Below are 15,621 nucleotides of genomic sequence, written 5' to 3'. Positions count from 1 at the left end.
CCCGTGCGCGCCCCCCCCCCCCCCCCCCCACCACCCCCCCCGGGGGCGGCGCCCCCCCCCCCCCCCCCTCCCGGCCCGGCCCTCAACCCGGCCGCGTATTGGTCTGACGGTGCCGCCGTGACATGGCCCGGCGCGGCCTGCGGCATTATCATTTGCAGCATCGCGGCCTGTGCCGCTGGCAGTCACCGCAAGGATTTACCGCAATGATGGAAGAACTCCTGATCGTCACCACCGGTGGCACGATCGACAAGATCTACTTCGACGACAAGTCCGATTACCAGATCGGTGATCCGCAGATCGGCATGATCCTGCGCGAGCTGGGTGTGACCTTCCGTTTCAACGTGATTCCGATCCTGCGCAAGGACTCGCTGCACATCAGCGACGACGACCGCGAGCTGATCCGCGCCACCATCGCCGCGCAGCCAACCCGCCACGTGCTGGTCACCCACGGCACCGACTCGATGGTCGCCACCGGCAAGGTGCTGGCCACCATCCCCGGCAAGACCATCGTGATGACCGGCGCGCTCAGCCCGGCACGTTTCCGTGGTTCCGATGCAGAGTTCAACATCGGCTGTGCGATCGGTGCGGTGCAGTCACTGCCGGAAGGCGTCTACATCGCCATGAACGGCCGCATCTGGAATCCGGAGAAGGTCCGCAAGAACGTCGATGCCAACCGCTTCGAATCGCTGTAAGTGGCTAAAACCACCCGCGCCACCGCCGCATTGGACAAGGCAGGCATCGCCCATGGCGTGCACGCCTATGACTACTCGGCCGATGTCGACAGCAAGGGGCTGGCGGCAGCGCAGGCGCTGGGCATTGCCCCGCCGCGTATGTTCAAGACGCTGATGGCGTGGGTGGACAAGCAGCCGATGATCGTGGTGATTCCCTCCGATCAGCGGCTGTCCCTGAAGAAGCTTGCCGCCCACTGCGGCGGCAAGCACGCGCAGATGATGGAGATCCCCGAAGCCGAGAAACGCAGCGGCTACAAGGTGGGTGGCATCAGTCCCTTCGCACAGCAGCGGCCAGCCAAGGTTGTGTTCGCCGCCAGCGCGGCGCAGCACGAGACGCTGTACATCAACGCAGGCCAGCGTGGCCTGCTCCTGGACATCGCACCTGTCGATGCAATGCAGGTCCTGCAGGCCAGTTGCGCCGATATCTGCGAAGACTGAGCCAGCCGCCCTGCCTGCTCAAACGAGGTTGCAGGCCGCCTAGAACGTGATCGACCAGCCATTCAATCGCCCGGTATCGCCAGTGGCCTTGTCGTTGACCCGAAGCGTCCAGATGCCGTTCAAAGCCTCGTTGGACAGATCAACCTCGAAGGTCTGCTTGATGTCATCGGCACTGCCCCCTTCGTAGTTGCTCAGCAGATAGGCACGGCCACCTGGCGCTAGCAGCTCCACCTTCAGATCACCACGCCAGCTATGGCTGATATCCACCGTCACCGGGGCCGCCGCCGGCGCATTGGCGGTGCGCCCGGCTACGTTGATCGCGCTCTCAACCGTGCCATTGTCGAAGATGTCCAAGCCTTCGTTGCTGCGATAGGTCTGCGCAGGAACCAGCCCCCAGCTCGCTTTCAGGCGCACGCCTGAGTAAGCCGTGTAGCTGGTCAACATGACGTGGTAAATGCCCGCAACCGGAGCAGGAATACTGCAGCTTTCACCATTTCCGCCGCGGAATGGGCGGCAATCATAACGGGAGGCGGTTGGGCGACTTGCCGCACGCACATACAGATCCGCATCACCGCTGCCGCCGGCAATGCTGATCAACAGGTTCGATGCAGCTGCCGGCAGCTGCACCTGGTAATAGCGATTGCTGCCCTTGCTGGCAGCCAGATCGGTCAACGGCACCCCGTTGAAGAGTTCAACAACCGGCTCGGGCTCCGGGTCCGGTGGCAATGTGCCGCCCATCGCCATTGCCACAGCTGCCTGCGCGTTGACGATACCCATACCTATATCCCGATCCGGCGTCACCGAAAATGGGATTGCCGTTGCCTTGATCAAGGCCTCGATCTGCGCGGGCGTCCGCACCGGATTGGACACCTGCTGCACCAGCGCCACCACGCCAGCTACATGCGGCGTTGCCATCGAGGTTCCACCATGGAAAGCGTAGCTCTCGCCCGAAGGCTGCTTGCTGCCAGTGTTCAACGTGGAGAGTATGTTGCTACCCGGTGCTGCCACATCCACCAGCGGACCGTAGTTCGACTGCTGACTGCTGCTCCAGATCGAACGTTTGCCGGCACTGTCGCTGGCACCGACGGCAATGACGTTGTCGCAATTTGCCGGCGAGGCATTGGCCACATTGACGTTGCTGTTGCCCGCCGCGATCACCAGCGTGGCGCCCTTCCCTACCGCACGATTGATCGCGTCCTGCATCGTGCTGCCGCAGGCACCATTGCCACCAAGGCTGAGGTTGATGACTTCGGCAGGGTTGGCATTCTGCGGCACGCCGGCCACGTCTCCACCCGCTGCCCAGACAATGGCGTCGGCGATATCCGAGGTGTAACCACCGCACCGGCCAAGGACGCGCACCGGCAGAATCCTCGCTCCTGGCGCAACGCCTGCAATACCTTTGCCGTTGTTGGTCACCGCCGCGATGGTTCCTGCCACGTGCGTACCATGCCAACTGGAGTTCTGTGGGCCATGACTGCCGCCACATTGATTGGCTGTCACCCAGTCGCCCGGATCACTGGCGTCGCCATCACGGCCATCCCCGTCATTGGCCATGGCAGTGTCGCTGATGAAGTCATAACCCGGCAGGACGTTCGCGCTCAAGTCGCTGTGGCGGGCGATGCCTGTATCCAGCACTGCCACCACCACACCTTCCCCGGTCGCGTTGTCCCATGCCTGTGCAGCCTTGATGCCATAGGTGCCGGACAGGCCCCATTGCTCGCTGAAACGTGGATCATCAGGTACGGCATCAATGGTATGCCGCCGATCAATCTCGACGTACTCGACATCGCGATCTGCCGCCAAACGGTGCATCAGCGCTGCGGCCTCGATGCGATCCAGTGGCGTGTCCACGTGCAACAGATCCGCACCTACCGCCAACCGGCGCAGGTGCTGCAGAGCGCTCGCCTTGCCGGCGCGCGCCGGCAATCCATGTGACGCAGCAGCCAGCGCCTTTCCAAGTACGACTCCAGCCTCTGCGGCGCCGCTTCCTTCGCGGAATTTGACGATGAAGCGTTGATGCACTGGCTCGGCCTGCAGACCCGCAAGCCGCACTTCACCGGCCAGCGCGGGCATGCACAGCAACGAAGACAGCGAAGCGGCTCCAACAACCAGCAACCCATGGCAAAGCCTATGGCGCGATATGGACGACATCATTGAATCCTTCTGCATGGAGAAGAACTGCCGCCGGTGCGGCGTCCGATCTGCCAGGCATTCCAGTGCGGAGTAGGCGCCACCGGGGCAGAACCACCCGGATCCACCTGCTGCCGATCCGTGTGCCTACAGTAGACATCCAGCCAGAGCGCCCCCATCGGAGTACTACTGAAAGCGCTGTCCCGGCCGCAGTCTTGAACTGCCACTGCATCGGTAAGGAAAGAGCACGCCGCATTGCGCCTCAGCTTCTTCGCCAACGCCAATCCAAGCCTCCAACACCCACTGCAAAAATCAGGTTCGAACAGTCCACTCACGGCAAACATGCCGGCCAGCATCGCGCGTCAAAAGCCATCAACAGCCAAAAAAAACCCCGGCGAGAACGCCGGGGCCTGGTTACATCACGACTACACCATGGTGCCTTCAACAAGCCATCGGATGCGCCTGCACCCTGATCAACTCAGAACCTGATCGACCAGCTATTGATACGGCCGGTATCACCACTGGCCTTGTCGTTGACACGCAGCTTCCAGCTGCCATTGAGCGCTTCGCTGGACAGGTTCACGTTGAAGGTCTGCTTGATGTCATCCGCGCTGCCACCGGCATAGTTGCTCAGCACATACACGCTGCCATCCGGCGCCACCAGGTCCACCTTCAGATCGCCCTTCCAGGTGTGGCTGATGTCCACTGTCACCGGTGTGGATGCGGGCGCATTGCCGCTACGTCCGGAGACGGCGATGGCACTTTCCACGGTAGCGTTGTCGACGATGGTGACGGCAGTTGCGTTGCTGTACGTCTGCACGCCGCCGCTGCCGCCACCGGTGCTCCAGCTGGCCTGCAGGCTTACACCCGAGAATGCCGAGTACGCGGACAGCATCACGTGATACGTACCCGCTACCGGTGCTGCGAACGTGCAGCTCTCCGCATTGCCGGTCTTGTACGGGCGGCAATCGTAGGTGGCCGTGGTCGGCTGGCTGCCGGCACGCACATACATGTCGGCATCACCACTGCCGCCCGAGCTGGCGATCACCAGATTGCTCGCACCTGCGGGCACCACCACGGTGAAGAACTGGGTGCTGCTGGCCGCACCGGACAGCCCGGTGATGGGCACGCCGTTGTTCAGCACCGTGCCACCCGGATTCGGATTGCCACCGCCGTTGGCTGCATCCACCACTGCCTTGGCATTGAGGATGCCGGGGCCAATGCTCTGCGACGGCGTGGACGGGAACGGAGTGACGTTGGCCTTGATCAAGGCTTCAACCTGCGCAGGCGTCTTAGGCGTGGTTGAAACCGCCTGCAGCAATGCGACAACGCCGGCCACGTGCGGGGTCGCCATCGAAGTACCGTTGTAGGACGCATAGCTCTCCGCGCCCGGCGTGGTGGTACCGCTGTTGAGCGTGGACAGGATGTTGGAACCCGGCGCGGCGATGTCGATCAGCGCACCGTAATTGGAGAAGCTCGACCGTGCGCCGGTGCTGGTCGTCGATGCCACTGCGATCACGTTGTTGCAGTTGGCCGGCGAGGCATTGGAGACATTCGTATTGTCGTTGCCTGCCGCAATCACCAAGGTGGTGCCACGGCTGACCGCGCCATTGATCGCCGCCTGCGTGGTGCTGCCGCAGGCACCGGAACCACCCAGGCTGAGATTGATCACCTCGGCCGGATTGGCGTTGGCCGGCACGCCGGACACCGTGCCACCGGAGGCCCAGATGATGGCATCGGCAATATCCGAGTCGTAGCCACCGCAGGTGCCGAGCACACGCACCGGCACGATCTTGGCGCCATAAGCCACGCCGGCAACGCCCTTGGCGTTGTTGGTGACAGCAGCTATCGTGCCGGCCACGTGCGTGCCATGCCAGCTGGAACTCTGCGCGGCATGGGTACCGCCACATTGGTTGGCGCTTACCCAATCACCCGGATCGCTGGGATCGTTGTCGCGGCCATTGCCATCGTTGGACACCGTGGTGTCATTGATGAAGTCATAGCCCGGCAGCAGATTGGCTGCCAGATCGCTATGGGCGGTGATGCCGGTATCCAGCACCGCAACCACCGAGCCGGCGCCATTGGTGACATCCCAGGCCTGGTTGGCCTTGATGCCGTAGGTGCCGGAGTAGCCCCACTGCTCGCCGTAGCGGGTGTCGTTCGGGGTCAGGCTGATGGTGTTGAGACGATCGACCTCGACGTACTCGACGTTCGGATCGGCAGCCAGTTTGCGCATCAGGGTTTCGGCGTCGGCGCGATCCAGCTTGGTATCGGCGCGGACCACGTCCGATCCTACGGCCAGACGCCGCAGATGCTGCACGCCGACGCTCTTGCCGGCGCGGGTCGGCAGCGCGCGGGCGGCGGAGACCAGGGTTTTCTGCAGGGCGGCATCGCCTGCGGCCTGACGGCTGTCCTGACGGTATTTGACGATGAAGCGCTGATGCGTCGGCGCGGAATCCAGACCGGCCAGATGCACATCACCGGCCCAGGCCGGCGCACATAGAAGCAGGGACGACAACGAAGCAGTGCCAACAACCACCAACCCACGAACGAGCGTACGGCGCGATTTGGATGACATTGATGAGCCCTTCCACAGTGAGAGGAAACCGCTTGCGCGGCATGCGTCCTACCCGGGGCCCTGCCAGATTCGAAGAGGTTGCTGCTGCCCGGGTAGAACTACCCGAACCAGTCCCCTGTTACCGATCCGTGGGCGGACAGTAAATGGCGACTGAACCAATGACAAGAGCGTTACAACAGAAACTGTTGCTCCGTCACGTTTACGCAAGTGAGTGATTCGTAAAGATTATTTGCTTATTCCTTGATACAGCTGGGCTGCGCGGGTGGGTGTACGGACAAAGAAAAACCCGCTGCGAACAGGTCGCAGCGGGTTCTTTACCTGGCCGAACAGGTCGCTCAGGCGTCCAGGCGCACCAGCCAACCGTGACGGTCCGGCTGACGGCCGTACTGGATATCGGTCAGTTCCTTGCGCAGCGACATGGTCACTTCGCCGGCCGGTGCGTTGAGGTCGCCGACCGAGAAATCTTCGCCCTTGAGCTGTCCGATCGGGGTGATCACCGCAGCGGTACCACAGGCAAACACCTCGGTGATCTCGCCCGAGCTTACGCCCTGCTTCCACTCATCGATGGTGACCTGGCGCTCTTCCACCTTCATACCGCGGTCGCGGGCCAGCTGCAGAAGCGACTCGCGGGTGATGCCTTCCAGGATGCTGCCCGACAGCGCCGGGGTAACCAGCTTGTTTTCCTTGCCATAGACCAGGAACACATTCATGCCACCCAGTTCTTCCAGGTACTTGCCCTCGACCGGATCGAGGAACAGCACCTGCGAGCAACCCTGCGCCTGCGCCTGCTGCTGCGGCAGCAGCGAAGCGGCATAGTTGCCACCGCACTTGGCCGCACCGGTGCCGCCCTTGGCAGCGCGCGCATAGTCGGTGGACAACCAGATCGCTACCGGTGCAACGCCCTTGGCGAAGTACGGGCCAGCCGGGCTGGCGATCACGTAATAGGTGGCCTTATGCGCACCGCGCACGCCGAGAAAAGCCTCGTCGCCGATCATGAACGGACGGAAATACAGGCTGGCTTCGTCGGCATCGGACACCCAGTCCTTGTCCAACGCGACCAGCTGCTTGAGGGATTCGACGAAGATGTCAGCGGGCAGCTCCGGCAGCACCAGGCGGCGCGCGGAACGCTGCAGGCGTGCGGCGTTGGCTTGCGGACGGAAGGTCCACACCGAACCGTCCGCGTGACGGTAGGCCTTGATGCCTTCAAAGATTTCCTGGCCGTAATGCAGCACGGCAGCAGCCGGGTCCAGCGAAATCGGGCCGTACGGCGTTACCGCCGCGTTGTGCCAACCGGTGTCCTTGTCCCAGCGTACGGCCACCATGTGGTCGGTGAAGTGCAGACCAAAGCCCGGCTTTTCCAGGATTTTGGCGCGCTCCTCGGCGCTACGCGGATGGTCCGAACGGGTGACATCGAAGCTCAACGAAGACTGGGACACCGGATATTTCCTTCCAGATTGCGGGATGGGACAGCCCCGGCGCCACTGCGGCAACGGGGGTGCAGCACAAACCGTCACCGGCAGCTGCCGGCGCGGCCTTACAGCATGCCAGTTTCCAGGCGCGCCGCCTCGGACATCATGTGGCGTCCCCACGGCGGGTCGAACACCAGGTCGACGTCGGCCTGGGCCACCGTCGGAATCATCTCCAGCTTGCTGCGCACGTCGTCGACCAGGATCTCGCCCATGCCACAGCCTGGTGCGGTCAAGGTCATCTTGACGTCGACCTCGCGCTGGCCGTCGTCCAGGTGTTTGATATCCACTTCGTAGATAAGCCCAAGATCGACGATGTTGAACGGAATTTCAGGATCGAAGCAGGTGCGCAGCTGTTGCCACACCAGCTTCTCGACCTCCTCGTCGCCTGCGTCATCGGGCAGTTCCAGCCCCGGCGGCGGCTCCTTGCCGATGGCGTCGCCATCCTTGCCGGCGATACGGAAGAGATTGCCTTCGACAAACACCGTATAGCTGCCACCCAGTGCCTGGGTGATATAGCCATAGCTGCCGGCCGGCAAGGTCACGCTATCGCCCTGCGGCACCATCACGGCCGGGCAATCACGCTCAAAATGGACTGGTTCACTGCTACGCGAATACATGTAGATGGATATGGGGACGCGGTGGCTACCCGCAATGGCCCCATTTTATCCGACTGGGCGCACTCGCCGCTGAAACGCTATGCTGCGGAATCTGTTCGGGAATGCCCATGTCGCCTGTTTCCACCTCGGCCAGCCGTGCCCGCCACTGGCTCTGGCCCGTTTTGTTGCTACTCGGAAGCCTCACCCTCACTCTCGCCTGGATGCTGGCCGCCTTGGCCACCGGTACCCAGGCCGGCTGGATGGCGATATTGGCCGCGCTGGAAGCGGCGTGGATGCTGCGCCTGGGGACCTTCCGCGCAGGCCCGGCACGCATCGCCATCGCCGTCCTCACCACCCTGTTCATCGCCGCGGCCGCCAACTGGCTGATCGCCGCGGCCTATGTGGGTAGCCCGATGGGCCTGACCCCGTGGGAATCAGCCCTGCGGATGGGCCCGCATTTCGCCTGGACACTGCTGTCACTGGCCAATGGCCTGGGCGAGCTGATCTGGCTGGGTATTGCCCTGCTGGTAGCGTGGCGCGTGGCCCGCTGAATTCCGCTTGGTTCCAGCCTCGGTGAGAGGCTGAATGGACAACTGAAACAAAATGTCAGTTTTTGCACATTGCCACAGGCCTGATCCGCACAATCGCTGCAGTTAAAAATTCGTAATTTCGTGACTCCCTCGCACCACTTTGCGGAGAGTCATACGTGAGTATTCAGCCACTGAGCCAAGCAGTTCGCCTCGCACTGCTACCAATTTCGACTGCCGCTCTTGCTCTGGGAGCAACGGGCAGCGTCCTCGCACAGGACACCGCACCCAAAGAAGAAGCCACCAACCTGGACCGCATTCAGGTCACCGGCTCGCGCATCAAGCGCGCAGACCTGGAAACCTCCAGCCCCGTCTTCACCATCGACCGGCAGAACATCGAGAGCTCAGGCGCTGCCACCGTCGGTGAATTCCTGCAGCGCACGCCCGCCATCGCAGGCGCTGCCACCAATCCACAGGTCAACAACGGCGGCGGCGCGGGTGCGGCCACGGTCGATCTGCGCGGCCTGGGCGTGAACCGCTCACTGGTGCTGGTGGATGGCAAGCGTTGGATCGGCACCATCTCCAACGCCAATGGCGCGGTGGACGTGAACTCCATCCCGATGGCGCTGATCGAGCGTGTGGACGTACTGAAGGATGGCGCATCGGCCATCTACGGCTCCGATGCCATCGGCGGCGTGGTCAACTTCATCCTGCGCAAGGACTTCGAAGGCCTGGAAGCCAGCGCTTTCTATGGCATTTCCTCGCGCGGTGATGCTGACACGCAGCGCTTTGATGCCACTTTTGGCCTGCATGGTGAGAAAGGTCGTCTGATGCTGGGCGCCAGCTATGACAAGGAAGACCAGGTCAGCGCAGCCGATCGCAGTTATTCCAGCCAGCCCTACCAGCTGTATGCCGGCGAAAAAGGCATCGGCGGTACCAGCCGTATCCTGACTGGTCGCTACGTGGTGCCACGCGCCTCGGCGACAGGGGTGAATCTGACCGATCCCAACTGTGGCAGTGGCGCAAACGTCACCCTCACACGCATAGACGGCCGTCCGGGCTCTTCGCCGTCTGACTTCCGTTGCTTCAATCCGAACACGGACGTTTACAACTTCCAGGCCGACGGCAACCTCAACCTGACCCCGCAGGAACGCACCTCGTTGTTCATGAGTGGCAACTACCAGCTCACTGACAATATCGAGGCCTTCCTGCTCGGCTCCTGGCTGCGCACCGAGTCCTCGTTCTTCATCGCACCGCTGCCGTTCGATGGCCGCGCGGCGGTGGACAATGTGCCGATCAGCAAAGACAGCCTGTACAACCCCTTTGGCGTGGACATCACCGATGCACGCCTGCGTCTGCGCGACTTCATCCCGACCCGCACCACCCGTTTCGAAACCGAGACCTATCAGATCACCGCGGGCCTACGTGGTGCATTCGGCGACAGCAGCTGGTCATGGGATGCTTCGTACGGTTACGGCCGCACACCACAGACCTCCGCCGTGCGCGGCTATCTGTACAGCCCCGGCCTGACCGACGCATTGGGCCCATCGATGATCGATCCGGCCACTGGCAACCCGATCTGCGTACGCACGCCGGGCAATGCCGCAACGGCCATCGCCGGCTGCCTGCCGGTCAACTTCATGGGACCGGCACCGGACCCGAGCACCGCAGTGGGCCAGGCACAGCTCGCCGCGCTTGAGCTGATCAACCCGACCATTCACAGCAGCAACGAGAACGACCTGAAGGTCTTCAACGCCAACGTCACCGGCGATTTGTTCGAGTTGCCGGCCGGTGCGGTATCTCTGGCAGTGGGCGTGGAGCGCCGTGAGGAGTCCGCCAGTTCCAGCAGTGACTTCCTGACCATCATCCCGCCGGGAGAGACGGTCTGCCTGATCACCCAGGAAGCCTGTACCTTCGGCGACATCTCGGGCAAGTTCGACGTCAATGAAATCTACGCCGAAGCATTGATTCCGGTGCTGTCCGACATGCCCTTCGCCGAGAAGCTGAACATCTCGCTGGGCACGCGTTACTCGGACTACTCCAACTTCGGCGGCACCACCAACTCCAAGATCGGCATGGAGTGGAAACCGTTCGCTGACCTGCTGGTGCGCGCCACTTACGCCGATGTCTTCCGCGCACCGACGATCGGTGACCTCTACTCACCCACGGTGCCCAGCGCCAGCACCTATACAGACCCCTGCAACGGCTACACCGGCGGCAACCCGACCGCCTGCGCAGGCGTGCCCACCGATGGCTCATTCCGCCAGAGCAACAACCAGGTAACCTCGTTCCAGGTTGCCAATTCCGCACTGGTGCCGGAAGAAGGCGATGTGCTGACCTATGGCTTCGTCTACAGCCCGAGCTGGTTGGAAGGCTTCAGCGTCACCGCCGACTACTGGCGCGTGAAACTGGACAAGTTCATCACCAACCTGCCCGAGAACGTACTGCTCAACCAGTGCTTCAACTTCGGCCGCTTCTGCGACACCTTCGTCCGCGACAGCGCGGGTGACGTAGCCCAGATGACCAATGTCACCGGCAACTTCGGCACGCTGAAGACCTCCGGCATGGACCTTGGTTTCCGCTATGTATTCCCGGAAGGCGCATGGGGCAAGTTCAGCTGGAACCTGGACACGACCTATCTGGCACAGTACGACGTGCAGCTCCTGTCCGGCGACCCCAGCAGCAATGTCGGCGCATTCCCCGGCATCCCGCAGAGCACCGGCCTTGCAGGTACCTTCGTCGACAACGCCTCGTCGGGCTTCGGCAACATGGCACGCTGGCGCGCACTCAATGACCTCAGCTGGTCGCTCGGCAACCTCAGCGCCAGCCTGACCACCCGCTACGTGCACCATGTATATGAAGCACCTGACGTGGCCGATGTCACCGAGCCTGGCTATGTCGCCAAGCGTCGAGTGCCGTCCTTCACCCAGACCGACCTGCAGATCGGCTACCGCTTCGAGGACCTGAAGAACAGCTCCATCCAGATCGGCGTGCGCAATCTTACTGACCGCCAGCCGCCGTTGATCTATTCTGGCTTCAACGCCTCAACGGATATGCGGACCTACGATGCAATCGGCCGTTACTACTGGATGCGCTGGACTGCCCGTTTCTGAGTCCGGATCAGCAACATCGGCATCCGCTGCGGCTCCTGCCGCAGCGGATGTTCACGGCAGCGACCTGCGGCACTACATCCGCACCTACGAGCACAGCCTGCCCGCGGAAATGTGCGGCAAGCTGATTGAGTCCTTCAACTCGCTTTCCCGTTTCCAGCAACGCAACGGTCGTGGGGTACGCCCGGGCTTGGATGACAGTGCCTGGACCGAGCTGGACGTGAGCCGCTTGTCCGACGCGGGTTTCCTCAGCTACTTCCGGCAGCTGGTCAGCAACGCGCTGCGCCAATACAACGCCGATGTCGGCCTGCCGATCACAATACCTGACAGCCCCCTGCTCAGCCCGCTGATCCTCAAGCGCTACCGTGCAGGCAGCGAGGAAAAATTCCAGACCCACTTTGATTCGATCAACGAGGTCTGCGACCGCTACCTGGTTTTCCTGTGGTACCTCAATGACGTCGAAACCGGCGGTGAAACCTGGTTCCCAGGTTTGCAGACCGGCGTGGTTCCGCGCGCCGGCAGGCTGCTGATGTTCCCGCCGTACTGGTTGTATGCCCACCAAGGGCGGCCAGCACCCGAACAGGACAAGTACATCCTGTCCACCTACCTGAGATTTCCGCAGGCTCAGTCCAGCGCGTAACCATAGCGATGCACCCACGGCGCAAGCGCGGCAAGCACCTCATCACTGAAATGCGCGCGATAGGCACGCCATCTGCCTACCGCGCCTGCGTTGAGCGGCTGCACAACCTGCGAATAGCTGGGCGTGTTTATGCGCCGGCTGCGTGAGGCGGCAAGATTGTCGAAGGAGAACTGTTGCGGCTCCACCGGCAAGGAAAGGAAATCCATCAGTCCCGCCAGTTCGCCACTGACATCGCCAACCAGGTCTTCATAGCGCAAGGTATGGACGCGGGCCGGAATCAATGCGCGCTGCGCATGCCACCACTCCATTATCGCAACGTAGGTCCGCGCCGTTGATTCCAAGCTCGCGAAGGCCATCGCTCCGCCATTGCTGCCAAACGCCTGCATGTAGCAGCTCAGCACGCAATCGCAGGGATGGCGGATCAACAGAATCCAATCTGCCTTCGGAAACAGCCGCGCAACATACGGCAAGCGCGTCATGGTCAAAGGATACTTATCTACCAACCTCCCCTGCGGCTGCAGGTGATGTTGCACTTCAGCCCAGTAACGGCGCCGCAGCGCATCCACTGAGAACGGCGCAAGCGCATCCAATCCACCGTCCAGATCATCGCTTGGCCAGCCATCGGCAGCACGCAACTGCTCGATCACCACCTCCAACGCTGGGCGCTCATCCAATACATCGAGCTGCGAATGCGCGTCCAGCATACGCTCCAACAAGGTCGTTCCCGAACGCGGGAAGCCGACAAGGAATACCGGATCTTCGGGAAGCGCATCAACTCGCCCGTGCTGCCAGGTTGCCGGCGCTTCCCGTTGCAAGCGCTGCTGCAGCCAGTCCAGCACGCCGGGAAGCTGTTGTCCGGACGACCGCTGACGGAACGCGGCTTCCGCCGCCGCGTGCGCTGCAGACAGTGCCCGCATGGTCAGGTCTACCTGCCCAAGCCGGTCATGGTTACGGGCCAGCTCGAACCCCAGCTGCGCCTGCATCGCCGGCTCAGGCTGTCGCTGCAGGCCTGGTGCGAGCAAGGCAATCGCGGCATCCCATTTCTGTTGCCGGCGCAGAATGCGAGCGGCAGCGAGCGCATACATGGCCGAGGTAGCGGTTGCGCTGGTGGCGGCGACGCCCTTCAGTACGTTGTCCGCTTCGTCCACACGATTCAGCCGCTCCAGCAGCAGCGAGAACTGCACACGCGATTCCATCGCATCTGGCGTTTCCCGCAGTATCTGCCGGTACACCTCCTGCGCAGCGAGGTCGTCGCCTGCTTGTGCCAGCAACCAGGCGAACGCGCGCCGTTGCACAGGATCGAGCGAGGCCGCATTCACCGCGCGCAGGCACTGCGCCAGTTCTTCAAACCGCTCCATTTCAGCAAGGCTCTGCGCATAGGCCAAGCGCACGTCGGCAGCCTCGGGCTCCCTGGTCAACGCTGCCTGTAGCACCCGGTTGGCCGCGGCGAACTGCGCCAGCCCCAGCAAGGACAAACCATAGCCCAGCAGCCACGCCACATCATCAGCGCCCAGTGCATGTGCACGCGTGAAGGCAGCTTCGGCAGCCGCGTGCTCGCCACCCTCGAGGTGGACGTTGCCCAGGTTCATCCAGGCAGCGACCGAACCAGGCTGCAGTTTGGCGGCTCGCTCGAACAGCTCCCGCGCTTCCGCGAGCTGCCCCTGCGATGCCAAAGCCATTGCCAGGACTTCCATGGCCGGCGCCAGTTCAGGCATGTGGGCAAGTAGCCGGCGCATCCTCGCCTCCGCCAGCCGATGCTCGCCCCGCTCAAGGTGCTCCAGCCCCAGTACCAGCTCGTCCTGCATCGAACCCCCGATAGTTACATCTGAATCAAATTGAGGCGGCGTGAAATCTTAATTTTTGACAATCCAACTGCATACATCGGCAGGTCGTCCGGGCGCGCATCCCAGCAGCATGGAGCTGTTCGGAGACTTGGAAATACTCTCTTCTCTCTCTGTACAAGTCAGACCTTACTGAGCCCCAAATCAGCGGGCAAGCTGGTCCGCTCCGAACCTACCCGGCAAATGCCGGGTTTTTTTTTAAAGAGATCAACACGGTCAATTCTGAAATTTCCGTTCTCGTTGCTAGAAGCCAAACGCTGTGCCATGTTTTTCACACAAATCTAAGGTTACAGCTGGCCTGTTTGGCTTTTCGAACCTCCATGTGTTTCGACCTACTCGGAAAACGGAAGCGAAGTGAAGATCAAACACCACAGCCTTCGCGGTCCCCAGGTTCTGGACCTATCCAAGCAGCCCGAGGACAGCGTGCACTCGGTCGTCTGCCATGGCCGCGGCACCCGCTTGTTGGTCCCCACCGGCTGGATCAGCCTTACCCTGGTCCTGACCGGGCTATTGGAGATCAACAACGCCGATACGCCCTGGCAGCTTTCCGCCCATCACATCCAACTGTGGCTGGAGGGCGATCTCCGCCACACCAGTCGCAGCTACGCGTGGTGGATATGCATAGCCGCGCCGGCAGCACTCTGGGAGAGCCTGCCAAGCGCACCAACCATCGCCTGTCACCTCATCCCCCGCGAAATACGCTGTGATCGTGAACTGGGCCGCGCTGTATTGCACATGGCACGCCCACGTTGCTTCAACAATGATCGCGATACCACCGCGGTCATCGACGGAATGGCGATAGTGCGCGACATGCTGCTGGAACGGCAGCAGTCCTTGCAGGACCAACTGAGTCGTTGCAGCGGACGTACCGCGCTGCGGCGGCACCAGACAATGCTGCGGCTGCTGCGGGTACAACACCTTATCCGCTGCAACATGGATGCAAGGCTCGACCTCAATCGGCTGGCAGCAATTGCCAACTACTCGCCGCCGCATCTGATCCGTGTCTACCGCGAGGTCTTCGACGAAACGCCATTCGAGTACGCCACCCGAATACGCCTGCGGCGTGCCTGGGACCTGGTGTGCAACACCGATCTCTCAATATGTGACATCTCCGGTTCATTGGGCTTTGAAACCGAGAGCGCGTTCTGCCGGTCGTTCAAGCACACCTTTTGCTGCACCGCCAGCCAGGCACGTCGGCACAACGCTGCCTTCCGCAAGAACATCGACAGCCAGCAGCAGCCCAGGCTCAGCCTGCGCGCGGGCTGACGTCACAAACCGGCCCGGCATCGTTCCAATCGTGCTTCAGCTGGATTGATATCCCATACGTTTCAAACCGGCAGGCGCAATCACCAACGTGGTCGGCAGCGCGCGGACGATCGTGTCGGTTTGATCCAGCACGAACTTCCCTGCATGCCTCGGCGTGGGAACCCACGTACTGCCGCGACCGCGCGCTGCGCCGGATCGCATCCCAACCCGCCCCCCCATGCAGCGCCTCTTCGACAGGCGACGACGCTTGCCGTGATCGACATCAGGTTGCGCCAAACCGCCTTCATGCCCCCAA

General features: G+C 62.3%; 11 protein-coding genes and 3 pseudogenes. 7 read left to right on the top strand and 7 right to left on the bottom strand.

Annotation, left to right across the window (positions count from 1 at the left end; genetic code table 11):
- Nucleotides 1–206: 206 nt before the first annotated feature.
- Together ACVOLV_RS05520 and ybaK are read left to right on the top strand one after the other, a co-directional pair.
- Nucleotides 207–692: an asparaginase domain-containing protein gene (locus ACVOLV_RS05520; RefSeq protein ID WP_282267147.1), complete on the top strand. Its 486-nt coding sequence runs from the start codon at nt 207–209 to the stop codon at nt 690–692.
- Nucleotides 693–1,169, top strand: a complete 477-nt coding sequence (gene ybaK / locus ACVOLV_RS05515; RefSeq protein WP_481553520.1) for a Cys-tRNA(Pro) deacylase — start codon at nt 693–695, stop codon at nt 1,167–1,169.
- 39 nt (nt 1,170–1,208) lie between these two features.
- Here the strand turns inward: ybaK and ACVOLV_RS05510 are convergent.
- Together ACVOLV_RS05510 and ACVOLV_RS05505 are read right to left on the bottom strand one after the other, a co-directional pair.
- Nucleotides 1,209–1,430 (bottom strand): annotated as a pseudogene (locus ACVOLV_RS05510) (proprotein convertase P-domain-containing protein); the annotation flags it as partial.
- Between the two features lie 132 nt (nt 1,431–1,562).
- Nucleotides 1,563–3,320, bottom strand: a pseudogene (locus ACVOLV_RS05505) (S8 family peptidase); the annotation flags it as partial.
- A 234-nt stretch (nt 3,321–3,554) separates the two neighbouring features.
- Between ACVOLV_RS05505 and ACVOLV_RS05500 the strand changes: the two are divergent.
- Nucleotides 3,555–3,788 carry a hypothetical protein gene (locus ACVOLV_RS05500; protein ID WP_481553519.1) on the top strand — a complete coding sequence of 78 codons (234 nt, stop codon included), beginning with the start codon at nt 3,555–3,557 and terminating at the stop codon, nt 3,786–3,788.
- On the opposite strand, the gene ACVOLV_RS05495 is transcribed toward ACVOLV_RS05500, so the two are convergent.
- From ACVOLV_RS05495 to sufT, 4 genes and pseudogenes are all read right to left on the bottom strand, one after another.
- Nucleotides 3,778–3,960, bottom strand: a complete 183-nt coding sequence (locus ACVOLV_RS05495) for a proprotein convertase P-domain-containing protein (RefSeq protein WP_481553526.1) — start codon at nt 3,958–3,960, stop codon at nt 3,778–3,780. The genes ACVOLV_RS05500 and ACVOLV_RS05495 overlap by 11 nt on opposite strands.
- Nucleotides 3,961–4,143: 183 nt before the next feature.
- Nucleotides 4,144–5,877 (bottom strand): annotated as a pseudogene (locus ACVOLV_RS05490) (S8 family peptidase); the annotation flags it as partial.
- Nucleotides 5,878–6,212: 335 nt separating this feature from the next.
- On the bottom strand, nt 6,213–7,313 hold the full coding sequence (locus ACVOLV_RS05485; protein ID WP_481553518.1) for a branched-chain amino acid aminotransferase: 1,101 nt from the start codon (nt 7,311–7,313) through the stop codon (nt 6,213–6,215).
- A gap of 98 nt (nt 7,314–7,411) precedes the next feature.
- Nucleotides 7,412–7,963: a putative Fe-S cluster assembly protein SufT gene (gene sufT / locus ACVOLV_RS05480; protein WP_282267108.1), complete on the bottom strand. Its 552-nt coding sequence runs from the start codon at nt 7,961–7,963 to the stop codon at nt 7,412–7,414.
- A 107-nt stretch (nt 7,964–8,070) separates the two neighbouring features.
- On the opposite strand from sufT, the gene ACVOLV_RS05475 reads away from it, so the two are divergent.
- The 3 genes from ACVOLV_RS05475 to ACVOLV_RS05465 all read left to right on the top strand — a co-directional run bounded on the left by ACVOLV_RS05475 (nt 8,071) and on the right by ACVOLV_RS05465 (nt 12,219).
- Complete coding sequence (locus tag ACVOLV_RS05475) at nt 8,071–8,493, top strand: hypothetical protein (protein ID WP_481553517.1); 423 nt, start codon at nt 8,071–8,073, stop codon at nt 8,491–8,493.
- A 155-nt stretch (nt 8,494–8,648) separates the two neighbouring features.
- Entirely contained in the window at nt 8,649–11,582 is a 2,934-nt protein-coding gene (locus tag ACVOLV_RS05470; RefSeq protein ID WP_481553516.1) for a TonB-dependent receptor domain-containing protein, read from the top strand.
- Nucleotides 11,536–12,219: a 2OG-Fe(II) oxygenase gene (locus ACVOLV_RS05465; protein WP_481553515.1), complete on the top strand. Its 684-nt coding sequence runs from the start codon at nt 11,536–11,538 to the stop codon at nt 12,217–12,219. Before ACVOLV_RS05470 ends, ACVOLV_RS05465 begins: the two co-directional genes overlap by 47 nt.
- On the opposite strand, the gene ACVOLV_RS05460 is transcribed toward ACVOLV_RS05465, so the two are convergent.
- Nucleotides 12,204–14,024: a tetratricopeptide repeat-containing sulfotransferase family protein gene (locus ACVOLV_RS05460; RefSeq protein WP_481553514.1), complete on the bottom strand. Its 1,821-nt coding sequence runs from the start codon at nt 14,022–14,024 to the stop codon at nt 12,204–12,206. The two genes, ACVOLV_RS05465 and ACVOLV_RS05460, sit on opposite strands and share 16 nt — an antisense overlap.
- Nucleotides 14,025–14,414: 390 nt before the next feature.
- Here ACVOLV_RS05460 and ACVOLV_RS05455 point away from each other — a divergent pair, with 390 nt between their 5' ends.
- Nucleotides 14,415–15,326, top strand: coding sequence for a helix-turn-helix domain-containing protein (locus tag ACVOLV_RS05455; RefSeq protein WP_481553513.1), 912 nt, complete (start codon nt 14,415–14,417; stop codon nt 15,324–15,326).
- The last annotated feature ends 295 nt before the right edge of the window (nt 15,327–15,621 follow it).

It is taken from the genome of Stenotrophomonas sp. STEN023, from assembly GCF_056760135.1.
This window is presented reverse-complemented; position numbering and strand designations above follow the sequence as displayed.